Here is a 10,665-nt window from a genome sequence, read left to right on the forward strand (position 1 = left end):
GAAGGATGTGGAATGGCAACGGCTGATGTCACCGTCATGGGCGCGGGTGTTTTTGGCCTGTCGGTGGCCTATGCCTGCGCGCGCCGTGGTGTGGCAGTGCGGGTCATTGATCCGCATGGGGTGGCATCGGGGTCCAGTGGTGGCTTGGTCGGTGCGTTGGCACCACATGTGCCGGAGAACTGGAATGAAAAGAAGGCTTTTCAGTTTGAGAGCCTGATCATGGCAGAGGCGTTCTGGCGTGATGTTACGGATCTGTCAGGTGTTGATGTGGGCTATGCCCGGTCCGGGCGGTTGCAACCTTTGGCAGATGCGCGTGCGGTTGAACTGGCGCGCGCGCGCGCAGTCAGTGCTGCAGACCTATGGCAAGGCAAAGCGCTTTGGGAGGTGATCCCGGCAGGTGATGTGACATGGATGCCGCCGTCACCCACGGGTTTTGTCGTGCACGATACGTTGTCTGCCTTGATCCACCCCCGTCGCGCAACCCAAGCCTTGGCTGGTGCTGTGGTTGCCCTGGGTGGTGAGGTTTTGGCGGACGTTGATGCGCAGGGCAAGGTTGTTTGGGCGACCGGTTGGCCGGGGATGCAAGAGATTGGCGGCAATGGCGTCAAAGGGCAGGCGGCTCTTTTGAGGTTTGATGCCGCAGGTCAACCGCAGCTTTTTGCTGATGCTTTGCATATTATTCCGCATGGGGACGGGACCGTGGCGATCGGGTCGACGTCGGAACGGGACTTTGACGATCCTTTCGGTACGGATGCGGCACTGGATGATGTATTGCAGCGGGCGATGACCGCCTTTCCGATCCTGCACGGGTCCGAGGTGCTGGAGCGCTGGGCCGGTGTGCGTCCCCGCAGCAAAAGCCGCGCGCCTGTGTTGGGGCTGCACCCGACGCGGCCGGGCGATTTCATCGCCAATGGTGGCTTTAAGATCGGGTTTGGCATGGCCCCGAAGATAGGTGAGGTCATGGCAGATTTCATTTTGGATAGTCGTGACGATGTTCCCGATGGCTTTAAGCCGCCCGCGCAATAGTCAAAGAGGCGCGATTTTGACGCCAGCGTCGGTCAGGTGTTTGCGGAGTTCACGCGCCATTGTGACAGCACCGGTTGTGTCGCCATGCAGGCAGATCGTGTCGATTTGGCAGGGAATGTGTTTACCCGATTGCGCAATGATCGCGCCTGCATTCAGCATTTTCAAGATGCGTGGCGCAGCGGTTTCTGCATCATGCAAGACAGCGCCGGGTTTGCTGCGGTCAACCAGCGTTGCGTCATCGTTATAGGCGCGGTCGGCGAAAATTTCGCCTGCCCATTGGCAGCCCAGCTCGCGGACGACCTCTTCCATTGCGGTCGCGGCCAGCACCATGATCACGATGTCAGGGTCCACGTCGAGCGCTGCCTGATAGCAAGCGCGCGCCAAGGCGTGATCAACCGACGCCATATTCGAAAGTGCGCCATGCAGTTTCAGGTGCCGAACCCGCCCGCCGGCGCGTTTGGCCATCGCTTGCGCGGCACCTAATTGGTAGGCCACCGCATGCGCAATTTCGTCGTTTGGCAGGGGCAGCTTGCGCCGCCCGAACCCTTTGAGGTCCGCAAATCCCGGATGCGCGCCGATCCCGACGCCGTTCGCGACCGCTAGCCGCATGGTCTTGTCCATGACGTCAGGGTCGCCCGCATGAAAACCGCAGGCGATATTTGCAGACGAGATGATATCCAGCAGCGCAGTATCGTCTCCCATGGTCCACCGACCAAATCCTTCGCCCATATCTGCGTTCAAATCGACGGTGCGTGTCATATCAGGGTCTTTCCAAGTCATCGCCGGGTGTCGCCCCCGAGATTAATTGGTAGCCTAGCAGGTCCGCAATGTCATGCGGTGCGCGGATCATGGGCCCGCACATCTTTGTCAGCTGGCGGAGCGTTTCGCGATGTGATGTGGCTGTTGCGTCGGCTTCCTCGACGGACAGGAACCTGAACTTGATCTTTGCGCCGGGGGCCGCCTGCGCGATTTTTGGCAGATCGGCAGGGATTACGTTGCCAATACGGGGATAGCCGCCAATGGTCTGACATTCACACAGCAAGACATATGGGACCCCATTTCCGGTCATCTGGATGTCACCCGGCACGATCAGATCAGAGACACGGTTCAGTCCGCCGCTGGTACCAAACCTGTCGCCGGCATAATCAAGTCGGACGCCTTGGCGGTTGCCGCGCGGGCTTCTGGTGAAGGTTTCTTCCTGAAAGTCTGCGATGGTCGGTGGTGCAAAAAGGTCTGTTTGTGGTCCGGGCATAACGCGGATCACCCCCTGAAAGCCTATCCGCGCTCCGCAGTTTTGTGGGCGCACGCCGAAGGTTGTGGTCTGTTCCCAATGGCAGCTGATCACCGGGTTCAAGTGTTCGTCCAATTCCCGCTGTCAAATGCGCAGCCCGACTGTTCATGATGGCGGGTGTTGCTATGCCTTCCGCAATGCTCAGATAGCCAAAGACACCTTTCTTGGCTCCGCCGATGGTTAGCATGGCACCAGCGGGCAGAAACTGGCTTGTGTTTGGTGCCACAGGGTGCCCGGCTATGTTGGCCTGCATCTCTGCCCCGGTGAGGGTGAAACGGACAGCAACATTGGTGCTGAATGTGCCGCCAAATCCCATCATCTCGAGTGCCGCATTGTGAGGCGGGGTGCCAAGAATTGCGGCAGCCTCCAGCAAGGCCAGTGGATCGGCCGCGCCGCCGGTCGACAGACCATGCGCTTTCCAGCCCGGTCGCCCCATATCCTGCACAGTGAGGCCGGGTCCGGCGGCATGAATGGTCAACTGCGGTGTCATCGCAGGACCTCGCAGGTGGCACCGCCATTGGTGTCAGCGTTCTGTCTGATAGTATCAAATTCGCTGTCAGAGACAGCCACGAACTGCACAGCATCTCCGGGTGCCAACGCAAAGGGCTGCGCCAGTTCTGGCAGGTAGACCCGGAATGCGGTTTGGCCGATGTGCCGCCAGCCCGTGGGCGCATCGGCGGCCCAGATGATCAGCTGACGCACGGCTGTGATCAGCGCACCGCGCGGCAGCGTGTCCGTCAATTGCGGTTGGCGCGGAATGTTCCACTGTTCTGGTAGCATCCCAAGATACGGCTGACCGGGCGCAAATCCAATGGCAATCACATGCGTTGTCGCGGCTTCGATATCCGAGATTGCCTGCTCTGGGGTTCGCCCGGCAAGGGCTGCGGCCTCGGCCAATTGTGGTGCATGATCAGGGCCAAAGGCAGCCGGAATGCGCCACAGCCGTTTGGGTGTCGTGATGGGTGATTTGTGGTGGGTCAGAAGTGTGCGGATCGCTTGGCTGACTTCTTGGCGGTTGGTCTTCTCTGGGTCAAAGCCAATCCGGACCGAGACAAGCGAGGATGCAACCTCGGTCACGCCCGCGACCTCAGCTTCAAGGACGAGGTCGCGGAAACTTTGCGCGCTTGCGTTTGCCTCTTCGGACATTGTTTCGGCAAAGCGCACCAATACCCCATCCACGCCAAGTGGACGCAGAGCGGGTTCATGTGGCTGCGCGGACATATCTGCGGTTTAAGACGTCTGGTCGGGGCTGTCGATGGGCCCGTTGTGCTTTTGCCAATCTGAAAACCCGTCTTTCAGATGCGCCGCCGGAAAGCCCATATCGTTCAGCGTAGCAACTGTGAGGGCTGATCGCCAACCCGAAGCACAATGGAAGACAAAGGTGCGATTTTGTCCGAAGATTTCCTTGAAATAGGGGCTGTCGGGATCGACCCAGAATTCCGCCATACCCCGCGGACAGTGAAAGCTTCCCGGTATGGCCCCGCTGCGCTGACGTTCGCGGATATCCCTGAGATCGACGAAAGTGACATCAGGATCATCAAGCATCGCAATGGCATCGGGCGTTTCGACTTCTTCGATACGCGCACGTGCGTTTGCCACAAGTGCAGCGGCCGATGTCTTAAGTTTGGGCATGATGGTCTTCCTGCTGATCTATGCCTTCATCTTGCGCACAAGCCGCCCCGCGTTGTCCAGATCATACCGACTGAAACAACCCATGACGCCGATATGATCAGGGTTCATTTTACGCGCCTTGGGGTTGTGCCGTAGCAAGATGCGGAGTTTTGACAGCTACCTTCGGAGATAGATGATATGCATACCAACCACCTGCTGACACTTTGCCTGCTGGCTGCCACGTCCGGCCCAGCCTTTGCCCAGCAAGATATAACTGAAACAGACGCGATGACCGAAGAAGTCATGGAAAAAGCCGTTGAGGAAATGGCCGATGATGCCAAGGCAGACGATGTGATGGCAGACACGATGGCCGAGGATGTGATGGAAGATGCAGTCATGGCGGACAAAGCTATCGAGGCAGAAATGGCGGATGAGGTCATGGCCGATGAGACACCAAGTCTTGAAGATATCGCAGCCTCTGATCCGGCGCTGGATGTGCGGACCAATGAAGACGGCGAGGTTGATGCGATGGTTATGCTGTCGGACGTCCTGTTCAGCTTTGGCGATGCGTCACTTGAGCCCGCCGCGCTTGAGGTTTTGCGCGGTGTCGCCGAAAAGCTGGAGGGTGTTCCATCAATCGAGATCACCGGCCACACAGACGCAATTGGTGATCAGGACTTTAACCTTGCGCTTGGTCAACGACGGGCCGAGGCGGTCCGTGACTGGCTGATTGCCAATACTGCATTGGGTGCTGATGTTGTCGTTGCCCGCGGTGTCGGTGAAGCCGACCCAATCGCCCCAAATCTGACCGACGACGGGGCGGATAACCCCGAAGGTCGCGCGGCGAACCGTCGGGTTGAGTTCACACTGCCTGACGCGGGCTGATCAATCGTAGTCGACGTTGAACTGCCGCACGACTTGCATGACTTGGGCGTCCGTCATTCCGATGGCGTCCAGGCTGCGGGTCAGGATGGCTAGCTTCGCGTTTTCTTCCAGCTCTTCCATAGCATAGACCGTCGCATCGAGCGACTTGCCCGCAACAACCGGCCCGTGATTGGCCAACAGAACAGCGCTGCGCTTGCCCGCAAGTCCGCGCACCGCGTCACCCATGCCGGGGTCTCCGGGCAGGAAAAATGGTAGCAGCTTGACCTTGCCCAACCGCATGATGGTGTAGGGCGTGAGTGGTGGCAGGACATTGTCGGGGTCAATACCAGGCAGCATGGACAGTGCGACCGAGTGTGTGGGATGCAAATGAACGACTGCGCTTGTGCCGGCGCGCGTGTCATAAAAGGCCGTATGCAAAGAGACTTCCTTGGTCGGGGCATCACCTGCCAGATGTTGGCCGTCGGCAGACAGGTGACTGATCTGGGCAGGGTCCAGAAACCCCATCGAACTGCCTGTTGGCGTGACGAGCAATGTTCCGTCAGACAAGCGCACGGAAATGTTTCCGGAGGACCCGCAGGTCAGCCCGCGATCAAAGATTGACTTGGCAAAACGCGTGATATCTTCGCGCGTTCTTGTTTCTTCGCTCATGTGCTGACTTCCATATCATGCAGGGCGGTGGTGAAAAAATCCTTGGCGCCAAAGTTGCCTGATTTCAGGGCCAGCGCCATGTCATTGTGACGTAAGACTGGGACACCCGGCGCAAGCTTTGGACCGATCAGCAAGGTATCCGCATTCAGACCGGTGACAACAGCGCCAGAGGTTTCGCCACCTGCAACGACCATCCGCGTAATGCCGCGCTTGGCCAATGTTCCTGCAAGGGTGGCAAAGAGTGTTTCGATCTTGTTTGCGATCACATCGCGGCCAAAGTCTTTCTGCGCTTGGGCAACAACCGCCGGATCAGCAGATGAATAGACCAGCGGAGGCGCGTCCTGGATCATCACCCAGTCGGCAAGTTCCTCGGCTGAGATCAGGCCTTCCATGACGTCGCCAGCTGTGATTTCGCGCGATGGTGCCGTCTGCTTGTATGCGGCGACTTGCCCGCGTGTGGCGCGACTGCAAGAGCCTGACAGGATCACGCCAGATCCGCTGACACCGCGCCATGGCGGTGTTGCGGGAGTGGACCCGAAGTTGGCAGGCAGACCAAGTGCGATGCCTGATCCGCCGGTCAATAACGGTAAGCCTGCAACGGCCTTCCCGATTGCGAAAAGGTCATCTTCTGAGATTGCATCGGCGATCAGCATGGCCGGATCGTTCGGGAATGCCTGAACGATGGCTTGTGCGCCTGCAGCCACCGTTGGATTTGGCACATGACCAACGGTCCAGTCTGTCTGGCGTGCGAGGACCTGCCGCAGATTGGGGTCCGTCATCGGGGTAAGGGGATGGTCCTGCATGCCGGATGCATTGAGCAGCACATCACCAACAAAGAGATGCCCCATGTAAACGCTGCGCCCATTGGCCGGAAAGGCTGGGCACACGATCACATGTTTGGCCTTCAGATGTTCGGCCAAGGCCTGTGTGACCTGACCGATATTGCCAGCGTCCGTACTGTCAAAGGTCGAACAAACCTTGAAGATGATCTGCGCGGCGCCTTGCGCCTTGAGCCAATCGCAGGCTGCAAGGCTTTGTGAAACCGCGTCCTGCACGGGAATGGTTCGGGACTTGAGCGCGATCACCCCAGCGTCTACATCGACGGCATTGTCAGGGATGCCGACAAACTGTGCCGTTCGCATACCGCCCTCGGCCAGCGTCAGGGCGATGTCGGACGCACCTGTGAAATCGTCTGCGATGACGCCGATTTTCATGTCTTGGGCCCTTGATCAAGTCGCGTGATATGGGCGGCGTTCCCTGTCGGGAACTTTTCGCGGACCAGTGGGTCGTGCCCCGGTATGATCAGCGATGGTGATGAGGCAAGCCGGTAGAGGATGTCAAAGCCATCAAGCATATTTTGCAAATCCACGACGATCGGAAAAGGTTTGCGCGCCTCGAAATTCTCGTAATAGTGCGCGGCATCTGACGCCAGCACGAGCCAACCCGCGCTGGTCCGCACCCGGACGCATTGTAGGCCGCGTGAGTGGCCACCGACGCAGTGCACTGTGACACCGTCTGCGACCTGCGCCTCGCCGTCGTGAAACACCAGTTTACCAGCGTAAAGACGTTTTACCGCTTCACAGACATGACCTGCGGTGAAAGGCATCCGCAGGGTGTCGTGACACATGCAGGGGCCAGTCGCAAAGGCCATTTCTGCCGCTTGCATGTGTAGCGTTGCGTTGGGAAACAGATGCAGCCCACCAGCATGGTCATAGTGCAGGTGCGTGACGATGACTGTCGTGATGTCTTCTGCCCTCAGGCCCAACGGTGCAAGCGCTTCGTGCGGGTTCATCCGAACCGGACGGTCACGATCCACGCCTTCGGCATCATCATAGCCAGTGTCGACGAGGATAACGTCGGCGCCGCGTCGCAGAACCCAGATGAAATAATCCATTGCATGCGGTGCATCGTGGTTGTCATCAAAGATGAAACTATCTGCGCGCGTGCGCGCATTGCGGTCGGCGTATTTGACGGCGTGAACTTCCCAGTCGCTCATTGTGTTACGGTGTCCCAAGTCTTGACTTGTTTGTCGATGATCATTGATGCGGCGGCCTTGTCGAACTGTCGAAAATGATCGCTGCGAAGGTGCGCGTCAAAGGCGGCGCGATTGTCATAAAGTTCATACAGAAAGACGACCTGTGGGTCGTCCGCGTTGATCAAGACGTCAAACTGAAGACAGCCCGGTTCATCAAGCAGGGATACCCGGGAATTTTCCAGCATCAAGGGCATGAATGCCTCTGCGCTGCCGGAATGAAGTTGGAATGTTACACAGACGGCATACATGCCCGAACCCTTCTTTTCGTTCCGTCACGTTGGACGGGGCGATGCGATGACGCAACGCAAAATTTTCAATTCGTATACTGGCTTTATGCATGCATTAATGTATACGTTGTCAAGAATTGAAACGCAGATGGGGTCATAAAATGACGCAAAACTTCGATATTGCTGTGTTTGACGGTGATGGAATCGGGCCCGAGATTATGGCGCCCACTGTTGCGATCCTGCGTCAGCTGGCCGATGCGTCGTCAGACTATGACCTGTCGTTTGCGTCACATCCTGCCGGGGCATCACATTATGCCAATACCGGCGAAAGCCTTCCCGCCGCGTCACTGGAGGCTGCAGGCAATGCCGATGCCATCCTGCTATCAGCAATGGGTTTGCCGGACGTCCGCTATGAAGATGGCACAGAGATTTCGCCGCAGATCGACTTGCGCAAGGCGTTCAACCTTTTTGCTGGTGTACGGCCAGTCCGCATTGGTCCGGGTCATAAGACGCCACTGATTATACCAGATGGCCGCGAGGTGGACTTTGTCTTGATCCGCGAGAGCACCGAAGGTCTGTTCTATACGCAGGGCAAAGGCGAAGTGACCGGCCATGAAGCGCGCGAGACGATGCTGATCACCCGCGACGTCAGCGAGAAACTGTTTCGTTTTGCATTCTCCTTGGCGCAGGACCGCAAGGCGCGCGGACAGGGCAAGGGTCGTGTCACCTGTGTCGACAAAGCAAACGTATTCCGCGCCTTTGCCTTTTTCCGAGGTATTTTCGATGAAGAGGCCAAGGCCTTCCCCGATTTGATCGCTGATCACGCTTATGTCGATGCGACAGCACTTTGGATGGTGCAAAAGCCGTGGGACTTTGACGTGCTTGTGACGGAAAACATGTTTGGCGACATCCTGTCTGATCTGGGTGCTGGCTTGATGGGTGGGTTGGGTGTCGCACCTTCGGCGGATATTGGATTAGAGCAGGCGGTGTTTCAGCCTTGTCATGGATCAGCACCTGATATTGCCGGGCTGGGCAAGGCAAATCCGATGGCCATGATTTTATCAGCGGCGATGATGCTGGAGTGGTTGGGCGTGCGCCACGATGTGATGGCTCTGGCCACTGACGGGCAACGATTGCGCGAGGCCGTCGAAAAAACAATGCAAGACGGTCAGGCTGTGACAGCCGACCTTGGTGGCGCTGCAACAACGCAGCAAACAGGAGACGCGGTCATGGCCGCATTGGCATGATGAAATTACGTGTTGCTTGTATCGGTGCGGGCTATTTTGCCCAGTTTCATATTGGCAGTTGGCAACGCATGCCCCGCGCCGAGCTTGTTGGCGTTTGCGACTGGGATGTCGCCCGGGCCCAAGCGACCGGTGTGGCCGCGTTCCGCGACATGTCCGATATGCTTCGGATCGTTGAGGCGGATATTGTTGATATCATCCTGCCGTCGGCCGGCCATGCGACCGCAATCAGAGCTGCGATCGCGGCCAATGCGCGTGCCATTGTCTGCCAAAAGCCGTTCTGCACCTCTTATGACGAAGCCATGGAGATGACAGATTTGGCGGCAAGCGCGGGCATTCCCCTGATTATCCACGAGAATTTCCGTTTTCAACCTTGGTTTCGTGCGATCAGCGCTGCAATCGGTGCAGGCCGCATTGGCCAGCCGGTCCAAGCGATATTTCGGTTGCGCCCAGGTGACGGGCAGGGCCCGGACGCCTATCTGGACCGCCAGCCCTATTTTCGCGAGATGCCGCGCCTGTTAATCCATGAAACCGGTGTGCACTACATAGATGTGTTCCGTTTTCTGTTTGGTAACGCCACACATGTCTATGCGGATTTGCGCCGTATCAATCCGGTTATTCTGGGCGAAGACGCCGGTATCGTCGTGTTCGACCACCCCGACGGAATGCGCACCGTGCTGGATGGCAATCGCTGCCTGGATCACGCGGCTGACAACAGCCGCCGAACAATGGGCGAAGGTTTGTTTGAGGGCACGAAGGGCACCTTGGTACTGACCGGGAACGGTGCCGTGCACTTGCGGCCATTTGGAGAGATCACCGAGGATGTGATATTGCCCCCTGATACCCATAAAGGGTTTGGGGGTGATTGTACCCATGCTTTGCAGTTACATGTGGTCAACGGAATCCTGGACGGAACTCCGCTAGAAAATGAAGCTGCCGACTATTTACATGTCATTGCTGCGGAACTTGCAGTCTATAAGTCTGATGAAACTGGCACAAAATCGGAGATTTAGGTGATCGCACCACGTCCCTCCAAGCCTAAAAGCAACTCGGCGATCGCCGTTGAAAAACTGCGCGAGCTGATTTTCGCGGGGATACTACCGGCGGGATCGAACCATCTGGAAACCGAACTTGCGCTGCGGCTTGGTATGTCGCGCACCCCCGTCCGCGAAGCCGCATTGACGCTTGAGGCGCAAGGATTGGTTGAAGTGCAGGCAAGGCGGGGCGTGCGGATTTTGCCGATCTCAATTCAGGATATGGAAGAGATCTATGATGTGCTGACCGTGCTGGAAAGCATGGCGGCGGGTCAGGCGGCTGCGAAAAATTATGATGCAGACGCCCTTGCTGATCTCAAGCAAACCATTGCGGACATGGACGACGCGCTCGCGCAAGAAGATCGGGTGGCTTGGGCTGCGGCGGACGACCGTTTCCATCAGGAATTGGTGCGGTTAGGTGGGAATGGCCGGGTCGGTGCCATTGTCGCCTTGATGGCTGATCAGGTGCGCCGGGCGAAAGCTGTCACGCTATATCTGCGCCCCTTGCCACTGAAATCGAATGCAGATCACCGTGGGGTGCTGGATGCAATCGCTAAAGGTGACGCAGGAGGTGCAAGGCGTATCCACCGGGCACACCGGGCCTCATCCAAAGAAACGCTGATGCAGCTTTTGAAGCAAAGCAATCTTCCCATGCTTTAGGGTT

14 protein-coding genes are annotated in these 10,665 nt (G+C 57.8%); 5 read left to right on the top strand and 9 right to left on the bottom strand.

Annotated features, from left to right (window positions below; genetic code table 11):
* Positions 1–12: 12 nt before the first annotated feature.
* Positions 13–1,026: an NAD(P)/FAD-dependent oxidoreductase gene (locus tag ACZ1G5_RS11755; RefSeq protein ID WP_472733014.1), complete on the top strand. Its 1,014-nt coding sequence runs from the start codon at positions 13–15 to the stop codon at positions 1,024–1,026.
* Here the strand turns inward: ACZ1G5_RS11755 and ACZ1G5_RS11760 are convergent, their stop codons facing one another.
* The 5 genes from ACZ1G5_RS11760 to ACZ1G5_RS11780 are packed head-to-tail and all read right to left on the bottom strand — an operon-like array spanning position 1,027 to position 3,949.
* Entirely contained in the window at positions 1,027–1,785 is a 759-nt protein-coding gene (locus ACZ1G5_RS11760; RefSeq protein WP_472733015.1) for a LamB/YcsF family protein, read from the bottom strand.
* A 1-nt stretch (position 1,786) separates the two neighbouring features.
* On the bottom strand, positions 1,787–2,278 hold the full coding sequence (locus tag ACZ1G5_RS11765; protein WP_472733016.1) for a 5-oxoprolinase subunit C family protein: 492 nt from the start codon (positions 2,276–2,278) through the stop codon (positions 1,787–1,789).
* Positions 2,172–2,807, bottom strand: a complete 636-nt coding sequence (locus tag ACZ1G5_RS11770) for a 5-oxoprolinase subunit C family protein (RefSeq protein WP_472733017.1) — start codon at positions 2,805–2,807, stop codon at positions 2,172–2,174. Before ACZ1G5_RS11770 ends, ACZ1G5_RS11765 begins: the two co-directional genes overlap by 107 nt.
* Positions 2,804–3,538 carry a 5-oxoprolinase subunit B family protein gene (locus ACZ1G5_RS11775; protein ID WP_472733018.1) on the bottom strand — a complete coding sequence of 245 codons (735 nt, stop codon included), beginning with the start codon at positions 3,536–3,538 and terminating at the stop codon, positions 2,804–2,806. Before ACZ1G5_RS11775 ends, ACZ1G5_RS11770 begins: the two co-directional genes overlap by 4 nt.
* 9 nt (positions 3,539–3,547) lie before the next feature.
* Positions 3,548–3,949, bottom strand: coding sequence for a rhodanese-like domain-containing protein (locus tag ACZ1G5_RS11780; protein ID WP_472733019.1), 402 nt, complete (start codon positions 3,947–3,949; stop codon positions 3,548–3,550).
* Between the two features lie 177 nt (positions 3,950–4,126).
* On the opposite strand from ACZ1G5_RS11780, the gene ACZ1G5_RS11785 reads away from it, so the two are divergent.
* Positions 4,127–4,813: an OmpA family protein gene (locus ACZ1G5_RS11785; protein WP_472733020.1), complete on the top strand. Its 687-nt coding sequence runs from the start codon at positions 4,127–4,129 to the stop codon at positions 4,811–4,813.
* Here the strand turns inward: ACZ1G5_RS11785 and otnC are convergent, their stop codons facing one another.
* Genes otnC through ACZ1G5_RS11805 form a run of 4 tightly spaced genes read right to left on the bottom strand, consistent with a single transcriptional unit; the run spans position 4,814 to position 7,744 of the window.
* The gene (gene otnC / locus ACZ1G5_RS11790) at positions 4,814–5,461 is read right to left on the bottom strand and encodes a 3-oxo-tetronate 4-phosphate decarboxylase (RefSeq protein WP_472733021.1); all 648 of its coding nucleotides are present in this window, start codon (positions 5,459–5,461) and stop codon (positions 4,814–4,816) included. It abuts the gene before it with no gap.
* The gene (gene otnK, locus ACZ1G5_RS11795; protein WP_472733022.1) at positions 5,458–6,675 is read right to left on the bottom strand and encodes a 3-oxo-tetronate kinase; all 1,218 of its coding nucleotides are present in this window, start codon (positions 6,673–6,675) and stop codon (positions 5,458–5,460) included. Before otnK ends, otnC begins: the two co-directional genes overlap by 4 nt.
* Positions 6,672–7,457: an N-acyl homoserine lactonase family protein gene (locus tag ACZ1G5_RS11800; RefSeq protein WP_472733023.1), complete on the bottom strand. Its 786-nt coding sequence runs from the start codon at positions 7,455–7,457 to the stop codon at positions 6,672–6,674. The genes otnK and ACZ1G5_RS11800 overlap by 4 nt, the downstream gene beginning before the upstream one ends.
* Positions 7,454–7,744: a putative quinol monooxygenase gene (locus tag ACZ1G5_RS11805; RefSeq protein ID WP_472733024.1), complete on the bottom strand. Its 291-nt coding sequence runs from the start codon at positions 7,742–7,744 to the stop codon at positions 7,454–7,456. Before ACZ1G5_RS11805 ends, ACZ1G5_RS11800 begins: the two co-directional genes overlap by 4 nt.
* A 140-nt stretch (positions 7,745–7,884) precedes the next feature.
* On the opposite strand from ACZ1G5_RS11805, the gene ACZ1G5_RS11810 reads away from it, so the two are divergent.
* From ACZ1G5_RS11810 to ACZ1G5_RS11820, 3 genes are read left to right on the top strand one after another with little or no spacing between them, the layout of a single operon-like run.
* A complete protein-coding gene (locus ACZ1G5_RS11810) occupies positions 7,885–8,970 on the top strand; it encodes an isocitrate/isopropylmalate dehydrogenase family protein (RefSeq protein ID WP_472733025.1) in 1,086 nt (361 codons plus the stop codon).
* Positions 8,967–9,980, top strand: coding sequence for a Gfo/Idh/MocA family protein (locus ACZ1G5_RS11815; RefSeq protein WP_472733026.1), 1,014 nt, complete (start codon positions 8,967–8,969; stop codon positions 9,978–9,980). The genes ACZ1G5_RS11810 and ACZ1G5_RS11815 overlap by 4 nt, the downstream gene beginning before the upstream one ends.
* Complete coding sequence (locus ACZ1G5_RS11820) at positions 9,981–10,661, top strand: GntR family transcriptional regulator (RefSeq protein WP_472733027.1); 681 nt, start codon at positions 9,981–9,983, stop codon at positions 10,659–10,661. It begins immediately after the preceding gene.
* The last annotated feature ends 4 nt before the right edge of the window (positions 10,662–10,665 follow it).

Source organism: Yoonia sp. JB2-21, assembly GCF_055693545.1.